This is a genomic window from Parasphingopyxis sp. CP4 (assembly GCF_013378055.1).
Lineage (GTDB): Bacteria > Pseudomonadota > Alphaproteobacteria > Sphingomonadales > Sphingomonadaceae > Parasphingopyxis.
The window spans coordinates 2,030,806-2,048,641 of record NZ_CP051130.1 but is presented as its reverse complement, the minus strand read 5'-3'; the positions used below and the strand labels follow the sequence as shown (position 1 = coordinate 2,048,641).

General features: G+C 57.8%; 14 protein-coding genes. 6 read left to right on the top strand and 8 right to left on the bottom strand.

Annotated features, from left to right (window positions below; genetic code table 11):
- Positions 1-10: 10 nt before the first annotated feature.
- From HFP51_RS09945 to HFP51_RS09930, 4 genes are all read right to left on the bottom strand, one after another.
- Positions 11-1,474: an efflux transporter outer membrane subunit gene (locus tag HFP51_RS09945; protein ID WP_176875581.1), complete on the bottom strand. Its 1,464-nt coding sequence runs from the start codon at positions 1,472-1,474 to the stop codon at positions 11-13.
- 146 nt (positions 1,475-1,620) lie between these two features.
- Complete coding sequence (locus HFP51_RS09940; RefSeq protein ID WP_176875580.1) at positions 1,621-3,507, bottom strand: hydantoinase B/oxoprolinase family protein; 1,887 nt, start codon at positions 3,505-3,507, stop codon at positions 1,621-1,623.
- A gap of 10 nt (positions 3,508-3,517) precedes the next feature.
- Positions 3,518-5,560: a hydantoinase/oxoprolinase family protein gene (locus tag HFP51_RS09935; RefSeq protein ID WP_176875579.1), complete on the bottom strand. Its 2,043-nt coding sequence runs from the start codon at positions 5,558-5,560 to the stop codon at positions 3,518-3,520.
- A 25-nt stretch (positions 5,561-5,585) separates the two neighbouring features.
- Positions 5,586-6,491, bottom strand: a complete 906-nt coding sequence (locus tag HFP51_RS09930; protein WP_176875578.1) for a hydroxymethylglutaryl-CoA lyase — start codon at positions 6,489-6,491, stop codon at positions 5,586-5,588.
- 65 nt (positions 6,492-6,556) lie between these two features.
- Between HFP51_RS09930 and HFP51_RS09925 the strand changes: the two genes are divergently transcribed.
- Entirely contained in the window at positions 6,557-7,738 is a 1,182-nt protein-coding gene (locus HFP51_RS09925) for a CaiB/BaiF CoA-transferase family protein (RefSeq protein ID WP_176875577.1), read from the top strand.
- Between the two features lie 4 nt (positions 7,739-7,742).
- Positions 7,743-8,372, top strand: a complete 630-nt coding sequence (locus HFP51_RS09920) for an isochorismatase family protein (RefSeq protein ID WP_176875576.1) — start codon at positions 7,743-7,745, stop codon at positions 8,370-8,372.
- Here the strand turns inward: HFP51_RS09920 and HFP51_RS09915 are convergent.
- Positions 8,348-8,989 (bottom strand): GntR family transcriptional regulator, encoded by a 642-nt coding sequence (locus tag HFP51_RS09915; RefSeq protein WP_176875575.1) that lies wholly within the window; start codon positions 8,987-8,989, stop codon positions 8,348-8,350. The two genes, HFP51_RS09920 and HFP51_RS09915, sit on opposite strands and share 25 nt — an antisense overlap.
- 101 nt (positions 8,990-9,090) lie before the next feature.
- Between HFP51_RS09915 and HFP51_RS09910 the strand changes: the two genes are divergently transcribed.
- Genes HFP51_RS09910 through HFP51_RS09895 form a run of 4 tightly spaced genes read left to right on the top strand, consistent with a single transcriptional unit; the run spans position 9,091 to position 13,191 of the window.
- On the top strand, positions 9,091-9,825 hold the full coding sequence (locus tag HFP51_RS09910) for an aspartate/glutamate racemase family protein (protein ID WP_176875574.1): 735 nt from the start codon (positions 9,091-9,093) through the stop codon (positions 9,823-9,825).
- Entirely contained in the window at positions 9,822-10,211 is a 390-nt protein-coding gene (locus HFP51_RS09905) for a nuclear transport factor 2 family protein (RefSeq protein ID WP_176875573.1), read from the top strand. Before HFP51_RS09910 ends, HFP51_RS09905 begins: the two co-directional genes overlap by 4 nt.
- A 24-nt stretch (positions 10,212-10,235) precedes the next feature.
- The gene (locus HFP51_RS09900) at positions 10,236-10,634 is read left to right on the top strand and encodes a nuclear transport factor 2 family protein (protein ID WP_176875572.1); all 399 of its coding nucleotides are present in this window, start codon (positions 10,236-10,238) and stop codon (positions 10,632-10,634) included.
- A 22-nt stretch (positions 10,635-10,656) separates the two neighbouring features.
- The gene (locus HFP51_RS09895; protein WP_176875571.1) at positions 10,657-13,191 is read left to right on the top strand and encodes a TonB-dependent receptor; all 2,535 of its coding nucleotides are present in this window, start codon (positions 10,657-10,659) and stop codon (positions 13,189-13,191) included.
- Positions 13,192-13,274: 83 nt separating this feature from the next.
- On the opposite strand, the gene HFP51_RS09890 is transcribed toward HFP51_RS09895, so the two are convergent.
- From HFP51_RS09890 to HFP51_RS09880, 3 genes are all read right to left on the bottom strand, one after another.
- Positions 13,275-13,772, bottom strand: coding sequence for a cytochrome c family protein (locus HFP51_RS09890; RefSeq protein WP_370462913.1), 498 nt, complete (start codon positions 13,770-13,772; stop codon positions 13,275-13,277).
- A 90-nt stretch (positions 13,773-13,862) separates the two neighbouring features.
- Positions 13,863-15,014: an acyl-CoA dehydrogenase family protein gene (locus HFP51_RS09885; RefSeq protein ID WP_176875569.1), complete on the bottom strand. Its 1,152-nt coding sequence runs from the start codon at positions 15,012-15,014 to the stop codon at positions 13,863-13,865.
- Between the two features lie 133 nt (positions 15,015-15,147).
- Positions 15,148-17,325 carry a tetratricopeptide repeat protein gene (locus HFP51_RS09880; RefSeq protein ID WP_176875568.1) on the bottom strand — a complete coding sequence of 726 codons (2,178 nt, stop codon included), beginning with the start codon at positions 17,323-17,325 and terminating at the stop codon, positions 15,148-15,150.
- Positions 17,326-17,836 lie beyond the last annotated feature (511 nt).

Here is a 17,836-nt window from a genome sequence, read left to right as displayed (position 1 = left end):
TGCCTCCGCTTTAATCATCATTGCCCCCATCGGATTGCGTTTCGACCAGCGGAACCTCGGGACTATAGTCGCTTTCGGTCCAGCCACCGCCAATGCCGCGATAGACGGCGAGCCGCGCCAGGGCGACGTCGCGTCCTGCGGCCGATAGCGAGGAGCGCACCTGGTACACCGTGCGCAATGCATCGAGATAGTCGGTAAAGGCCGAGACGCCGGCCGAATAGCGCTCCGATTGGAGGTTCGCCGATGCTTCAGCCTCTTCGAGCTGTGAGAAGAAGAGCGCATAGCGCTGGCGTTGCTCCTCATAATCCTCGATCGCCGCAATGACCTCGCGATAGGCGTTCAATACCGTGCGTGCATAGGCGGCGGTTTGCTGGGCATAACGCGCTTCGGCCACATCGATATTGGCGCGGATCCTGCCGCCCTGAAACAGCGGCGCTGTCAGGCTGGCGCCGAGATTGAGCACCCAATTGTCGAGAATGTCGAATGCGCCCGATACATTGCCGCCTTGGGTGCCCAGGGTTCCTGACAGTGACAGCGAGGGGAACATGTCCGCGCGGCGCGCGCCGATGCGAAAGCGCGCGGCTTCAAATCGCTGTCCGGCCGCGGCCACATCCGGACGCTGTGCGAGAAGCTCCGCCGGGAGGCCCGTCGGGACCGGTTCGAATACCAGTTGCGGGGTGAGCTGACCGCCCATTTCTTCGCGCACCGTGCCGGCATGGCGGCCGAGCAAAACCGACAAACGGCCCTCGGCATTGGTCAGCTGGCTCTCGCGCTGGGGAAGCGAAGCCTGTGTATTCCGATAATCCTGGCGCAGCTGATACAGTTCGAACGAAGAGGCAAGGCCGCGATCATAGCGGCGCTCAGTATTGTCCACACGGTCTTGCAGGATATCGATGGTCGCAACCGTGAGCGCGATCTGGGCGCGCAGATCGACGACTTCGAAATAGGTCGAAATGGTTTCGGCAAGGGCCCCGAGCCGCGCGGACCGCAAATCGGCCTCGGCGGCATAGAGATCAGCGCGAGCGGCGCGCGCATCATTCAGCGCCCGACCCCAGAAATCGAGCTCATAGGCAAAATTCAATCCCGTATTGTAAGTTTCATTGGTCAGCCGGCTCGCGCCGCCTCCGAATGCCCCGAAACTGGTACCGGCAAGCGGCGAATCGGAGTAGGTGCCGCCGGCCGTTGCGTTGAGCGTGGGGAGCCTGTCGGCCCCTGCGATCCGGGCCTGGGCCCGCGCTTCTTCAACCCGTGCAGCGGCTTCCGCGATATCGAGATTGGCAATCAGCGCCTGGTCGACGAGCCGGTTGAGTGTCGGGTCATTGAAACCATGCCACCATTGCAGTGACTGGCGCTCGGCGGCGTCTGTGTTGCCATCATAATCGGCTGGCAGCTCTGCAACCGGTGCCGGTAGCGCCTCGGGCGGAGAAAAGTCCGCGCAGGCCGCCAGCCCTAAGGCGAGAGGCAACAGCTTCAAATGATAGAGAATCCGTCTCACAGCATAGCCATCCGAGCGCCTACCGATCAGCGCATCGGGACTCTGTCATGATAGATTTCGAACAGCAACTGAAAATGTACGTTGCCGTTCAATAATATCCGCACTGGACGTCGGGCTGATGGACTCTATTCGGCGGCCTCGGCTGTCAAATGGTGATCCCATACCGGCTGTTTGGGCGGAGGGAGGCCCGTTTCGTCTTCACACCGCTCGCGCAATGTTTCGATATCGGGGCCTGTATTGAACGGGCTTTCGCTGTCACTGCGGGCGGCGCGTATTTCTTCGCGCATCTTCGCCGTTCCGCTGGCATCGATCACGCCCTTTTCGTCGGCGATGACTCCATATTCGCGCGCGCCATTGACCGTCACAAGGCCCTGGCGAATTTCGAGCCCAACCAGTTCGGGGTCGCGTTCCAGCGGATCGCCCCAACCACCGCCGCCCCAGGTGATGAAGTGCAGCAGATCGCCTTCGCAGATTTCGATCCCATCCTGCTTATTGCCGACAATCTCGGTCGTGCCGTCCGCACGCTCAAGAACCTTGCGGGCCCGGCTGCCGGGTTCGCCGCCATTTACGCCCCAGGGATAGGTGAACCAGCGATCGTCATGAATGGCGATGATGCCGGGTTCGAGGAAGCGGTATGTCATATGGATGCCGTTGCCGCCGCGATGCTGGCCGGCACCACCGGTATCGGCGAGCGCTTCATAGCGTTCGATCCGCATCGGGAAATAGCGCTCGAGAAACTCGTTCGGAATATTCGTGAAACCCGGCCAGAGCGAATGGCCGTCCGGTCCATCGCCAAAGGGTTTGCCCGGAATGCCGCCAAATCCAATCTGGAACAGCTGGAACCATTCGCCGCTTTTGTCGAAACCCGAATACATGAGATGCGGGCTGGACGAGAAGCCGGCGGCGCAGAGAAATTCCGGTGCGCGCTGGCCCAGCAATCCGCCGAGGATATCGAAGATACGACCCAGCGCATGGGTTCGCCCGGCAAGCGCCGCTGGATATTGTGGCTTCAACAATGATCCTTCGGGGATGCGGACTTCGACCAGGTCGTAAAAGCCGTCATTGAACAGGATCTGCGGATCGAAGACCATGATCATGTAGATGCCGAAGAACATCTTGAACATATTCTCATTGAGCAGGAAGTTGATCGAGCTCGGTGCCTGCGGATCAGTGCCCTCGAAATCGAGAATGACCTTCTCGCCCTCGCGCCACATGGTGCAGTTGATTTTATAGGGTCCATTGCCGACCCCATCGTCGCACAGATAGTCGGTGAAGCTTACCGGTTCGACGCCGACAGATTGCTCGATCAGGGCTTTCATCGCGCGATGGTTGCGCTCCAACAGGCGATCGGTGGCCGAGGCAAAGACATCTTCGCCAAATCGCGCGCACATTTCATCGACCCGGCGTGCGGCGACGCGGCAGGATGCGATCAATGCGTTCAAATCGGCCGCACACCAATCGGGCTTGCGGCTCTGGTGGAGCACCAGCTTGACGAGATCCTCATTATATTCGCCCTTCCGATAGATTTTCACCGGCGGGATCCGGACGCCTTCCTCAAATACGCTGCGGCTGTCGATCGGGATCGATCCGGCGACCTTGCCGCCAATATCGGACTGGTGACCGAACATCGCCGTCCAGGCGACAAGCCTGCCATTGCGGAAGACCGGCAGCAGGACGAGCCAGTCATTATTATGGCTGACCGCGCCGTCGCAGCTATAGGGATCGGAGAGGAAGATCATGTCTCCATCCTCGATCTCGTCATTATAACCCTTTAGAAATCCATCGATAAAGCTGCCGAACTGGCCAACGACCATCTTGCCGGACCGGTCGGCGATCAGCGGAAAGGCATCGCCCTGTTCGCGGATTCCCGGGGACATGGCGGTGCGCACCAGAGTGGCATCCATTTCGATGCGCGCATTTCGCAGCGCATTCTCGATAATATCGAGGGTCACCGGATCGACATCGACCGCTTCGAACGGCGCGTCATTCGTTTCGATAATCTGTGCTGGCATGGTCGCGCTCCTAAGCCGGGTTGATCAGAAGATTGCCATGGTCATCGACCCGGGCTTCATGATTGAGGTGGATCAGCGTGGTTGAATCCATTTCGATAACAACCGCTGGCCCCGGAATGACGTCGCCGGCCTCCAGCTTCGCCCGGTCGTAGATCACCGCCGGCCGCATTTCGCCATCCATATAAAGCTCGTGATCGCGCAGCTTCGCCTGCGAAGGATCGCCATCGCCGCCGTCAATCGTTTCGGCCGATACATTGGCCGCCTTGCCCAAGGCCACAGCCCGGATATTCACAAGCTCATGCGGCAGCGAGAGGTTGAAGGTGAATAATCGCTCATGCTCGGCGTCGAACTCATCCGTCAGCGCCGAGATCGCGAAATCGGCCGGATCGAGCGACAGCGGAATCTCAAAGGCCTGGCCGGAATAGCGGAGATCCACTTCATAGCGCAGCTCGACATCAGCAGGATCGACATCCTCGGCGATCAACTCGTCGCGGACTTCGCCGCCCAGTTCGTCGAGCAGGGCCTTGAGCTCTTCGTCGGTCGTATTCTTGGCCAGCGTATTGAAGCTGCGCTGCGTTTCCACCCGCTGGCGTGTCGTCGCATCGCCATAGGCGCACAGAACGCCGGGAGAGGGTGGAATGACCACTGGCCAGCTGCCCATCAGCTTACCCATCGCATTGGCGTGGAGCGGGCCTGCGCCGCCAAAGCCCATCAGCGCAAAATCGCGCGGGTCATAGCCCTGCTGCACCGAAACGAGCCGCAAGGCGCCAAACATATTCTCATTGACGATATCGATGATTCCGGCCGCCGCCTCCATCAGCCCGATGCCAAGCGCATCGGCGATCGTCTGGACGGCTGCCTTCGCGCCATCGCGATCCAGCTGGAAGCTACCACCGAGCAGCGCTTCGGGGAGATAGCCGAGAACCACATTGGCATCGGTCACCGTCGGTGCTTCGCCGCCCTTGCCATAGGCCACGGGGCCCGGGACAGCACCGGCACTTTCCGGTCCCACGCGCAATGCACCGGTCAGCTCCGGCACAAAGGCAATCGATCCGCCGCCCGCGCCAACCGTCTTCACGTCGATCGATGAAGCGCGCACATTGAGATCGCCAACCGATGTCTCGCGTTGGAGCCGGGCCTGACCGTCTTCGATCAGTGCGACATCGGTTGAAGTGCCCCCCATATCGAGGGTGAGGACATTTTCGATCGCGGCATTTTTGGCGACCCAGACCGCGCCGGCCACGCCGCCTGCCGGGCCGGACATCAACAGGTTCACCGGGGCGGCGCTGCTCTTTTCGGCTGACATCAGTCCACCGTCCGAGCGCAAGAGGCTGAGCTTCGCGCTCGATCCCCAGGCATCCAGCTCGGTTTTGAGATTACCGACATAGCGCGCGACGGTTGGGCGCACGGCGCTGTTCGCGACGGTCGTCAGCGCGCGCTCATATTCCTGCATCTCGGGCAGGATGTCGGCGGAGATCGACACTGGCAGGTCGGGGAAGACTTCGGCGCAGATTTCGGCGACACGGCGCTCATGGGCGTCATTCACATAGGAATTCATCAGGCAGATGGTGAGCGCTTCGACATCTTCATCGGCTTTTAGCTGTTCGAGATTCTGGCGCAGGGCCGATTCATCGATCTCGCGCACCACTGAGCCATCGGCACCAATGCGTTCGGGGACTTCGATCGTGCATTCGAGCGCCGCCATGGGCTGGGGTTTTGGCCATTGGATCCATGCAGCGAGGCCGCCTGGGACAAGGCTGCGCGCGATTTGCAGGATATGGCGATAGCCTTCGGTAACAACCAGGCCGACGCGGGCAATCTTGCCTTCGAGCACGGCGTTGGTGGCGACCGTCGTACCGTGCAGGAACAGCGAGAGGGAGGCGGGGTCGATACCTTCGCGTTCGCACAGGCCCTTGGCTCCGGCAACTACAGCTTCCGACGGATCGTGCGGGGTCGATGGGAGCTTGTCACGAACCGCGCGTCCGCTGGCTTCGTCGATGATCAGCAAATCGGTAAATGTGCCGCCGACATCGCAGCCCAAACGATAACTCATGCAGGATTTCCCCTCATCATTTCTATCATGCCGCCCGCGCAACGAGCGAGGGAAGCTCCCGACCCATTATCGTGGCAAACCAGTGGTTACATTCAATGGCACGATCCAGATCAACGCCATGCGTCACGCCGGACTTGTCCAGCAGATAAACCAGATCTTCCGTGGCGATATTGCCGGTCGCATTGGGCGCAAAGGGACAACCGCCCAATCCGCCGAGCGAACTGTCTAAGGTCTCTACACCCGCTTCGACCGCCGCCCAGGCATTGGCGATCCCGGTATTGCGCGTATCGTGAAGATGCGCGCGCAGCGGAATCTCCACGGGCACGATCTCGCGCAAGGCACCGACGATATCATGCATCTGCTGGGGCACACCGACGCCGATCGTGTCGGCAATCGCAATCTCGGTCGGTTCAGCGTCAACCATCGCTTTGGCAATATCGATCACGCGTTGCACGGGTACATCGCCTTCGAACGGGCAACCAAAGGCGGCCGAGATCGTAACCTGACCGATCATGCCTTCGGCTTTGGCAAAGCGGATCATCTCCTGGCTCTCGGTAATGCCTTCGTCGATCGTCTGGCCCTGATTCTTCTGTCCGAACGTGTCACTAGCAACGACAACGCATCCCACTTCATCCACACCGCGTTGCCCGTTTTCGCGCGTTGCGAGTGCTCGAAGTACACCCCGCTTATTGAGGCACAGGCCGATGTAACTGGCATCCTCTTGGTTCGGCAGTCCGGCGATCACTGCTTCGGCATCTGCCATTTGCGGCACGCGCTTAGGGTGAACGAAGCTCGCGACTTCGAAGCGCCGCAACCCGGCAGCGTACATTTTTTCAATCAGCGCGATCTTGTCCGCCGACGAGATGATCTCGGGCTCGTTCTGAAGACCGTCGCGCGGGCCAACTTCCACCAGGCTGACTGTTTTGGACATTGGTTTTGTATACAAAGCTGGTATCGGCTTGTATAGCCGCATCATTGCAGTGGGAGATTGAGGTCATGGCGCAAGGGGCATTGGATGGTCTGAGACTGATCGAAATGGGCCAGCTTATTGCCGGTCCTTTTTGCGGGCAACTGATGGCCGACCATGGCGCCGAAGTGATCAAGATCGAACCCCCCAAAGTCGGCGATGCGATGCGTGCCTGGGGTCAGGGTATCCCGCTCTGGTTTTCGGTAGTGGCACGCAACAAGAAGTCGATAACGCTCAACCTGCGCGAGAAAGAAGGCCAGGATATCGTCCGGAATCTGGCGGCAAAGAGCGATTTCCTGCTTGAGAATTTCCGTCCCGGCACATTGGAGAAATGGAATCTCGGCTGGGATGAGCTGCATGCAATTAACGAGGCGCTGATCATGATCCGGGTATCGGGCTATGGGCAAACCGGCCCTTATGCGAGCCGCGCCGGTTATGGCGGTATTGGTGAGGCGATGGGCGGAATGCGCTACATTGCCGGTGAGCCTGATCGACCACCGAGCCGGGCAGGAATTTCGATCGGCGATTCGCTGGCGGCTACTTATGCCTGTCTGGGCGCGCTTATGGCCCTCAACCATCGCCATAATACGGGCCAAGGTCAGGTTGTCGATTCGGCGATTTACGAGGCGGTGCTGGCGATGATGGAATCGACGGTGACGGAATATACTGTGGCCAATCATATCCGCGAACGGACCGGTTCAATCCTGCCCAAGATTGCGCCGTCCAATGTCTATCCGACCAAGGATGGCAGCGTGTTGGTGGCTGGCAATCAGAATAGCGTATGGACGCGCATGGCGGCAATGATGGGCGTGCCCGAATTGGGCGATGACCCGCGCTACAACAGCCATATGGCGCGCGGCGAGCGGCAGGAAGAGCTCGACATCATGATCGGCGAGTGGACCCAGCAACGGACCAGCAACGAGGTGCTCGATTTGTGCGAAGAGCATGGCGTCCCGGCTGGGAATATGTATCGCGCGCCCGAGATGCTCGAGGACCCGCAGTTCCAGGCGCGTAATGCCCTGGTCGAACTTGATCATCCCGAGCATGAGAACTTCGTCATGCAGAATGTTGCGCCCAAACTTTCCGAAACCCCGGGGAAGATAGAATGGGTCGGGCCGGAACTGGGCGAGCATAATGAGCAGATCTATGGCGAGCTGCTCGGCATGGACTCTGCCACGCGCGTTGACCTTGAAGATCGAGGAATAATCTAGCGTTATGAGCCGTTTGGATGAAGACTATTCGAATGCCGGGTTCAATAAGAGCCTGGGCTTCGGGGCCACTCCTGTCCTGCTCGTTATCGATTTTGTCATGGCCTATCTTGAGCCGGATTCACCGCTTTACGCAGGCGTTGAAAAGGAGCTCTCCGTCAATGAACGGCTCGTCGCTGCGGCGCGAACAGCAGGCGTTCCTGTCATCTGGACCAATGTCGAATACGAACCCGGCGGGGCCGATGGCGGTCATTTCTATCGCAAGATCGGCGCGCTGACGGTATTCGATCGGGGCAGTCCGCTCGGCGCTTTCCCGCCCAGCCTGCAGCCAGAGCCCGGTGAACACATCGTCACCAAGCAATACCCCAGCGCGTTCTTTGATACTGGCCTTGCCGATGCATTGCGAGAGATTGGCGCAGATTGCTGCGTTGTTACCGGACTTTCGACATCCGGGTGCGTGCGAGCTTCGGCGCTCGATGCGCTACAGCATGGGTTCATCCCGCTGGTCGTTCCCGACGCCTGTGGAGATCGGGATCAGGGCGTCCATGATGCGAATATCTTCGACTTGCAGGCCAAATATGCCGATTTGCTTACGGTCGATGAAGCCGAAGCCTATTTCTCACGGCTGAGCGATTGAGTGGCCGCTTCGAATACATGAAATGCGCGCCGGATATGGCTGGTCATGACGGACCGGGCCCATTCCGCATCACCCCGATCGATCGCGTCGACAAGCTCGCGATGCTCGGCCAGGCTGCGTTCAAACTGGCCCGCATCATAATTGCGAGCTGTTCGGTGAACGATCGGCTGGCTGACGAGGCGCGCCAGCATGGTCGCCAGACGCTCTGAACCGGCGCCGGCCAGTACCTCGGCGTGGAAATCGGCATTGTGATCGAGAAAGGCATCGACATCGCTGGGATCTCCGGCGCTATCGACGATTTTCCTGAGTTTTGCTGCCAGTCCCGGACCGCCCACAGTGGCCGCGCGCGCCGCGACATGGCCTTCCAGCATTGCCCGCAATGTGAAGATTTCGTCGATATCCTCAACCGATTGGTCTGCAACAAAGCTCCGCTGGCTATCGCTGCGCGTAACGAAAAACTCGGCTTCCAATCGCCGCAATGCATCACGGATAGGCGTGCGGGACACACCGATCCGGTCGGCGAGCTCCTCTTCCTTCAACTGCTCCCCAGCGGCCAATGTGCCATCGAGAATGAGCGCCCGGATACCGGAATATGCTTTATCGGCTGCGGTTGACATCAATAGCCTATTTCCCTTTTTGCAAAAATTGTATACAAAACGCCCTGTCGCGCCTAGAGCATATCCAATCATAGGGCCAAGCGGGACCAAAGGGGAGTGGCATGCACCGGATAAAGGTCATTGTACCGATACCGATGGACGAAGCGGGCATAGCGAACCGCGCCGAGCAATTGCCGCCTCCGATGGTCCGTGACGGTTTTGAGCCGGTGTTCGAGGCCGTCTCCTGGGGTGCGGCGCTCGGCGATAGCTATCATGACATGTTGCTAATGGACTGGACGGTGTTCCAGGCTGGGATCTCAGCTGAGGAAGATGGCTTTGACGGTGTGCTGATTGATACGGTTAGCGATTCCGGATTGCGCGCATTGCGTTCGCGCCTTTCAATTCCCGTGGCTGGCCCTGGTGAAAGCGCCTTCTACGCGGCTTGCATGATGGGCAAGAAATTCTCGATCCTGACGATGTGGGATGAATGGTTCCCGCTCTACGAAAAGACGATCACCGAATATGGCTTGGAGAAACGTCTGGCATCGATGCGGTCTATCGATACGCGCCCCGATGTCACCGAGCTGCTCGCTGGCAAGGAAGAGGTGATCTTCGGCAAGCTCGAAGAAGCGGCCAATCGCTGTATCGAGGAAGATGGCGCCGATGTGATCGTGCTCGGCTCAACGACGATGCATCAATCGGCGGCACATCTCGATAGCCAACTGCCTATCCCGGTGATCAATCCGGGCGTGATCGCATACAAAATGCTCGAGACATTCGTCGAGCTGGGCATGACGCACAGCAAGAAAGCCTTTCCAACCCCCGAAGTTCCCAAAGATGCGGAGATCGCCGGATGAGCAATCCCTATCCATATTATATCGATATCGTCACCAAGCGGTATTTCGATGGTGTCGACAATAAGCGCCTCGATCAGGTGCTCGACTGTTTCCACGCCGATGCCGTGCTTCATGAGATGACATCGGACACCAAGCATGACGGGATCGATGCCATCCGGACCATGTTCGAAGGGCTGTTCTCCACCAATGGTCGGATCTGGCATGGCAATTTCGTCCATAGCGCAGACCCCGAAAGCAATTCGGTCTGCTCCCAGTTCACGGTCGAGATCGAACCCAATGAGCTCGGCGAGGAGCTCGTCTACCAAAACTGCAATCGCTTCTACCTGGAAGGCGACAAGTTCCAGACTGTGTACGTCTATATGAGCGGCGACAATCTGCTGAAATAGGCCAGAAAGAGGAAAGTCTGACACATGCAATATCCAAGCACACTGGACCGGGACGGCCTGATCGAGCTGGCGACGAAGACCTATTTTGGCAATGTCGATGCGAAGAATATGGAAGCGACGCTGGCCTGCTTCCACGATACCGCGCTCTTCACCATCCAGACCGATCACACCATCCATGAGGGTAAAGCGGGCATCCAGGAGATGTTCGAGACCTTTTTCGGTAGCTTCGAAACCATCGTCCATCAGGATTTTGTCTGCACCGTCGATGAGAAAAACGGCCGGATCGCGGCCTCCTTTGAAGCCGTGTTGACCGACGAAAATGGCGAAGTGACCCGGCTCTACAACACCAATTTCTGGCGTGTCAGGGGCGACAAGTTCCAGGAAGTCTATGTCTATATGAGCGGCGCCAACGTCCTCGTCTAAAAGAATAAACAGGGAGACAATCATGTTCAATCGGATCGCACCGACGCTATTGGCCGCAACGGCCACCATGGCCATCGCGACCTCTGCCCAAGCGCAGACAAGTAGCGAAGATCAGGCGTCTGGGCTCGATGCCGGCAACGCGCCGATCATCGTTACCGCTCGTCGGCAGAATGAAACGCTCGCCGATGTGCCGGCTTCCATCACGGTTTTCACCGAGGAATTGTTGCAGACGAACAATATTCGTCGTGCTGAGGATTTCATCGGCCTGACGCCGGGCGTCACTATCGTGACCAACACGGCCGAGGCTGGCGATAGCCAGATCAACATTCGTGGCATCAACGGGACCCGCGATGCGGAAAGCTCAGTCGCACTTGTCGTCGATGGTATCTTGCGGACCAATACCGCCGCGCTGAACCAGGATCAGGGTACGCTGCGTCAGGTTGAAATACTCAAAGGTCCGCAGGGCGCTCTTTATGGTCGTAACGCTGCGGCCGGGGCGATTGTTATCACGACTGTCGAGCCGTCCGATGTCCTCGAAGGCAGTGTGCGTGGCAGCTATGGCAGCGAAAACACTTGGGAGCTCAACGGCTATATCGCCGGGCCGCTGACGGACAATATTGGCTTTGTCCTGTCAGGCGATTATCGCTCCACTGATGGCTTTTATGAGAACCTCTTCCTCAACAACAGCAATGTCGTTGACGATCAGGAAGTCTGGAACGTCAATGCTCGCCTAATGGCTGATCTCGGCCCGGATACTGAGCTTGATTTCAAGGTCCGCTATGGTGAGCTTCGCGGCGCATCGATCAACTTTAATGCCGCCTTCCATCTGCCTAACTTTGCCGGTGCTAATCCCGCCTTCTTTGAAGATGTGGATGACCACGAGTTCCGCTATTACAGCAATATCCGGCCAACCAACTCGCAGGATACGCTCGAAGCATCGATCAAGCTTGAGCATGATTTCGGCAATGTGCAGCTCACGGCCTGGGCGCTCTATTCGAATATCGAAAACGCGCTCACCGCCGATGGCACATCTGCTGATTTTGCGCGATACATCTCGGCAGCATTCGCTTTGCCCAATATCATCAGCCAGACATCAACTGATGCTTCCAATGCCTGTTTTGCAAGCACCGCTGCGCTGACCGGATTTCCGGTGAACCAGCCGGGCTTTATCGGCGCGACGCCAGTGCCATTTATCTTCGCACCGGCAACGGGCTCTACCTTTGGGCCCTATTCCCCGACGACCTGTGACGGGACGCAATATCAAATCCGTGATCAGGAAGATATCAGCGTTGAAATTCGCCTCTCCTCGACCGACGGTCCGATCGATTGGCAGCTCGGCGCCTATTATCTGCATATTGATAGACAGGTTGGCGTCAGCCTTGGCGCAGACCTTGGCCAAGGCATCATTCGTGAGCTTTACAATGCACCGGGAACAGCAAACCCAACTTCACAGCTTTTCCATGATGATTTCTCGACCGATGTGTTTGCGGCATTCGGCTCGGTCGAAGCAGAAGTCACCAGCCGCCTGACGCTTGGCGCCGCTGTCCGCTATGATGTCGAAGAACGCAGCGTCAATAATCTGGTGCCAAATGTTCTCGATCCGATTACTGGTGGGCCGATCAACCCGGGCCAGGCATTCGGACCGATCCAGCCGCAGGACGCGAGCTTCGATCAGATCCAGCCGCGGCTCAGCCTCAACTATGGGTTGACCGACGACATCAATGTCTATGCGACCTGGGGCATTGGATTTAAGTCTGGCGGTTTCAACAACCAGGGTTCGGCGGCAATCGTCGACCAGAACTTCAACCAGTTCCTCGGCACGAACATCCTGATCCAGGATCAGTTCAACCGGGAGCGGTCAAGCGCCTTTGAGCTCGGTATTCGTGGATCATCGGGACCGTGGACCTTCGATCTGGCCGGTTATTATACCGAAATCGACGATATGCAGTTCTTCGAATTCTTCGTTGGACCGTTCGGCCTGCTCCGCGTCGTTTCGAATATCGACGAAGTTGAGGTGATGGGCCTTGAGTTCAACACCAATGTCGAAATCGTTCCAGGCTGGGATGTCTTCGGTTCGTTCAACTGGACGGATTCAGAGATCCAGGCGAATAGCTCACGGCCCAATACCATCGGCAATGAGTCGCCCTATACGCCGGACTATACGATCAATGTCGGCAGTCAGATTATCGCGCCGATAACGCGCGATTTCGATATCCTGGTGCGCGGCGATTATCGGATAGTCGGCCCAACCTGGTTCCACACGGTCCAGGATCAGATCACGCCGACGCTGTTCTCGGGTCTGTTGCCGGGTTCGGCACTGGCATTGCCCGCCTTTGTTGGCGACGCCGACAACAGTGCGACCCTGCGTAACTCCTACTCGGTGTTCAACTTCAGAGCCGGTTTCCAGAATGATCGCTGGCGGCTGATGTTCTTTGCCGAGAACCTGTTCGACGAACGCTACCCGGCAGAAGTGATCCCCGCGATTGAATTTGGCGGATCATTCATCTCGCCAGGTCCGCGCCGCGTAATCGGTGTCGAAGCAGGCATCACTTTCTAAATCCGCTGCGGCACACGGCAAAAAGGGGGAGTGGCCAGATATCCCCGGCCACTCCCCCTTTTTTGTGCGTCAGGCCGTGCGCCTTATTCTGAATTCGCCTCCAGATAGGCAATCAGGTCCGCCCGGTCCTGTGGGTCGGATAGACCGGCAAATGCCATACGCGTGCCCGGAATGATCCGCTGAGGCCGCTCAAGATACTGGAACAGTTTTTCCGGCGTCCAGACGATGCCGCTATTCGCGTTCGCATCGGTATAGTTGAACCCGTCAATCTGCCCGGCTTCAGCCCCGACAATATTATGCAAGGTTGGCCCGGTCCGGTTTACGCCTGGATCGACGACATGACAGGCACGGCATTGCGAAAACACGGTTTCGCCCGCAGCTGCGTCGCCAGTGAACTCGGCAAACACGGTGCCGTCCATCGTATCGGTGGAATCGGCGGCCGGTGTTTCCTCAGCCTCCTCTACGGTTGCGGTTTCTTCGCTGTCGCCATCGCTGCTCGGAGGCCCTTCATCGCCGCCGCCAGAACAGCCTGCGGTTACAATCAGACCAGCCGCTGCCAAAGGCGCTAGAATTCGGTGCATCTTTCTCATCGCGTTCCCTTTCTCGGATGATGTGCGCTTGCGGGTGTAGAAAGGTTCCTGTCGAAGCTCAACGGTTTGTGTCGCCAATCCTCAATAAGACCGCGGCAATCCAAGCACATGTTCGGACAGATAAGACAGGATCAGGTTCGTCGATATCGGCGCGACCTGATAAAGCCGCGTTTCGCGATATTTGCGCTCCACATCATATTCCGCGGCAAAGCCGAAGCCACCAAATGTCTGGATGCAGGCCTCGCCTGCGGCCCAGCTGGCATCGGCGGCGAGCATCTTGGCCATATTGGCTTCTGCTCCGGCATTCTCGCCGGCCTCATATCTGGCAAGCGCATCCTTCACCATCAGCTCGGCAGCGCGCATCTGCGCATAGGCCTTTGCGAGCGGGAACTGGACGCCCTGATTCTGGCCAATGGGCCGACCGAAAACCTCGCGTTCCTTGGCGTAATCGGTAGCGCGGTCTAGGAAGAATTTCGCATCGCCAATGCACTCAGCCGCGATCAAAATGCGTTCGGCGTTCATGCCCGACAGGATGTAGCGAAAGCCTTTGCCTTCCTCGCCAATCATGTTGGCTGCGGGGACCCGCATATCGTCAAAGAATATCTCGGTTGTGGAATGGTTCATCATCGTGTCGATCGGCTTGATCGTCAGCCCGTTGCCCAGTGCTTGGCGCATATCGACAATGAAGACCGACAGGCCGCCGGTACGTTTTTCGGCCTGTTCGCGCGGTGTCGTCCGCGCGAGCAGGAGCATGAGATCAGAATGTTCGGCCCGGCTGGTCCAGATTTTCTGGCCGTTGACGACATAATCATCGCCATCACGTTTCGCGACAGTCTTCAGCGACAGCGTGTCGGTGCCACTGGTCGGCTCCGTCACGCCAAAAGCTTGCAAACGGAGTGCGCCGCTTGCGATTTGCGGGAGATACTCGGCTTTTTGCGCGTCCGATCCGTGGCGCAGCAAAGTGCCCATGATATACATTTGCGCATGGCAGGCCCCGCCATTGCAGCCGCGATACTGGATTTCCTCCAGGATCGCTGCAGCGCCAGAAAGCGGTAGCCCCGCTCCGCCAAACTCTTCGGGAATTAGCGCGGCAAGATAACCAGCCTTGGTCAGAGCATCGACAAATTCGCCAGGATAGTCGCGCGTCTTATCCTTCTCCTGCCAATAGGAACCGGGAAAATCGGCACAGAGCTTTGCGACCTCTTCGCGGATCGCCGGAAAATCGTCTTGCATTGGACCTATCCGCTGTTTCTCGTCGCAGTCGCTATAGCGTTGTCCGGCAGTTGGATACCCTCGAAACCGAAGGCTCAGTCGATCTTTCTGTTTCTCTTTCGCGCCCAAATAGGGAGGGCGCTGGAATTGCCTATCATATGGTTTCGCTTGGTCGTCCGGGATTGGTTACAAATAATCGCTCAAACAACCGATCACGATCATCCCCAGCCAGCAATCCACCGAGAAGAAAGTCAAACAGATCGATGTCTGAACTGTCCGCTTCAATCATATTACTGCGGCGTACTAGGCGATCCCAGTCGCGACGGATCAAGCGATAGAGTGACAGAAACAGAGTGTCGGCACGTTTCGCCGTAGGCAGGTGACCGATGTTCAGATGGGTCGCGCGCATTCCATCGATAAGTCTGGTGCGAGCTGTCAGGCTATTGGTGACCGAGCCTGTGTGGATCCGATAGTCTGCCAGCGGCTCGGGTTCATGCCAGATCGGACCCAACGCAGCCAGACGGCCCCACATCTCAAGGTCAAAAGCAAACACCAGTGAATCGGCAAAACCGCCTGCCGCCTCATAGGCCCGGCGACGCACAATCATCGATGGAAACAATATGCGCTGGCGCAGGGCGATCTTCGTCGAGAAATCTTCGATAAGGCCTGGAGTATTCCGTGCCATGCTCTGATCATTTCGGTATTCCCCATCTTCAGTAACAAGCCTGGCCCGCGAGAAGCCGGCTACTATCGATGAGTCAGCGAGTAACGGTCCGGCAATGCGCGTGTAGAAGTCTGGGTGGAGACGGTCGTCCTGATGCAGGACATGGACAAGCTCACCGCGAGCGAGGCGGATGCACTGGTTGTGGTTTCCAACAATTCCAAGATTGCTTCGATTGCGCACATAGCTGACCAGAGGGCCGAATTCGCGCGCAACGCCCGCGGCTACGTCATTGGTTGAAGCATCGTCGACGATCGTGATCGAAACTTCACCGCCATCAAAGTTGCTGGTCGAGGCACTTCTAACCGCGGCGCGCAACCAATCTGCGTTCTGGACGTCATATACCGGGATCATCACCGCAATGGCGGGACGAGCGCGGAACTGCTCTCGATAGGATATCCCCGGGTTACGCAAGGCAGCAATCAGGCGATTCCACCGATCTGACACGCTTCCATATTTGGCGATCCGATCGTAGGTCCGGTCCGGAGGCACTGCACCCACTGGCCAGATGTCGCCCGATCGAGCAGCCGCGGTGATGGCGGCGTGATCGGCGCTTGATGAGACAAGGGTTGCCGCGCGCCGTGCAGACAGCACAGTCAACAGATCTTGAAAGCCTGTTGGCCCATCCGCGTCATCGATCAGCACGCTGCTCGAAAACACGGAATTCAAATCACCTGCAGCATCAACCTGCAGCGAAGCCTCACTCAATTCTGTCGCTGCCGTAAGCGCTGCTTTTGCGCTGTCGACTTCGCCAAGGTCTAGATGATGGTTGGCGAGCTGGTTCTTCACGCCGACGGAACCGGGATCGAGTATTGCCAGTTTCTCGGTTAGCGGCTTGGCATCCGCATCGCGGCCACGACGAACCATCAGATCTCGATAGGATTCGATAATATTGATGGCTTGGGGTGCGTTGGCCATTGCTTCAGCGAATACGGCTTCTGCGGCGTCAAAATCACCATATTCTATATAGTATTTCGCTAGCTGGACGCGGTAGTCACTATTGTCGGGTGCCGCCTCTACCGCATTTCGGATAGCCCCAATTGCTTCCTCGATGCGGCCAAGCCGCTGCAATGTTTCGGCATGGGCTCGCGCATAGCGAGCATCGGATGAATCTAGTGCCGCAGCCTTACGATATTCGATTTCGGCGGCGGCAATCTGCTCAGACTGAGCATAAAGGATGCCGAGGAAGAAATGAGAGCCAGCGACGTCCGGAGCGCAGGCCACGGCAGCCTGCGCCGCCTGTACTGCACCGGGCATATCTCCGCGATCCCGCAGAAGTCGCGCCAGCCCATCATGAAAAACCGAATCAGCCGCATCGATATCGATCGCTTGGCGATAGGCTTTCTCAGCTTCGGGTAGCATCTCATTTCGGTAGAAGAGTGTTGCAAGGAAGAAATGATTTCGTGCGACCTCAGGATCGGCATGGACCGCTGCTTCAGCTGCTGTGATAGCATCGGGCAGTCGCTTGTCGTCAGCAAAAGCACGGCTTTTGGCCAGAAGGTTGCGCGAGAGATTATCGCCAAAATTGGACCGCCCTAAACCAGGACTGCGCTCGCTCCACTCGTGCGCCCATCGTTCCCGATAGACATCAAATTCCGATTCATGATTCAAACCGGATTGTATCAAGGTTTGAAGGGCATCTATGCGCGGTTTCACCTCGAATGCTTCACCGGGTGCTTGCAACTTGGCGTCGCGGCGAGCCGAATAGACGTCGATAACCCTCTCGATTTCAGTTGCCAAATCGGGAGTTTCTGCTTCGGCTGATCTGATGCTTGCTCCCAGCAAGGGAGCTAACGCAGCTTGCCAGTTCTTGGACAGTGCATCTTCTAAGATCATTGCCCTTGGCAGGTCACGAGAATGCAATTCGGCATCAAAAAAATAACTCTCCCACAGCAGCATCGCATGTCTTGCGGTAATGCCAGAGCGATGATGCAGCGTTTGTGTAACGGCTGAGAGTGGCCGTAAGGGAAAAATGCATTTGACCGCTGCTTGATGGGAATCGAGCAACGGTAGCCACAGCGGTAACAAGCGCGAAACGCGCGGATCGTCGAGAATGATTTGATTGTTCTGCTCAAATCCTTGAGCCACCATTTGGTCGGCAGATGCAAAGGCTTCGACAGTG

Bases quoted from the DNA above. Each gene is read 5' to 3' on its own strand.
- HFP51_RS09895 (WP_176875571.1), top strand. From the start codon at position 10,657: ATGTTCAATCGGATCGCACCGACGCTATTGGCCGCAACGGCCACCATG.
- HFP51_RS09935 (WP_176875579.1), bottom strand. From the start codon at position 5,560: ATGAGTTATCGTTTGGGCTGCGATGTCGGCGGCACATTTACCGATTTG.
- HFP51_RS09885 (WP_176875569.1), bottom strand. From the start codon at position 15,014: ATGCAAGACGATTTTCCGGCGATCCGCGAAGAGGTCGCAAAGCTCTGT.
- HFP51_RS09905 (WP_176875573.1), top strand. From the start codon at position 9,822: ATGAGCAATCCCTATCCATATTATATCGATATCGTCACCAAGCGGTAT.
- HFP51_RS09940 (WP_176875580.1), bottom strand. From the start codon at position 3,507: ATGCCAGCACAGATTATCGAAACGAATGACGCGCCGTTCGAAGCGGTC.
- HFP51_RS09920 (WP_176875576.1), top strand. From the start codon at position 7,743: ATGAGCCGTTTGGATGAAGACTATTCGAATGCCGGGTTCAATAAGAGC.
- HFP51_RS09925 (WP_176875577.1), top strand. From the start codon at position 6,557: ATGGCGCAAGGGGCATTGGATGGTCTGAGACTGATCGAAATGGGCCAG.
- HFP51_RS09915 (WP_176875575.1), bottom strand. From the start codon at position 8,989: ATGTCAACCGCAGCCGATAAAGCATATTCCGGTATCCGGGCGCTCATT.
- HFP51_RS09890 (WP_370462913.1), bottom strand. From the start codon at position 13,772: ATGCACCGAATTCTAGCGCCTTTGGCAGCGGCTGGTCTGATTGTAACC.
- HFP51_RS09930 (WP_176875578.1), bottom strand. From the start codon at position 6,491: ATGTCCAAAACAGTCAGCCTGGTGGAAGTTGGCCCGCGCGACGGTCTT.
- HFP51_RS09900 (WP_176875572.1), top strand. From the start codon at position 10,236: ATGCAATATCCAAGCACACTGGACCGGGACGGCCTGATCGAGCTGGCG.
- HFP51_RS09910 (WP_176875574.1), top strand. From the start codon at position 9,091: ATGCACCGGATAAAGGTCATTGTACCGATACCGATGGACGAAGCGGGC.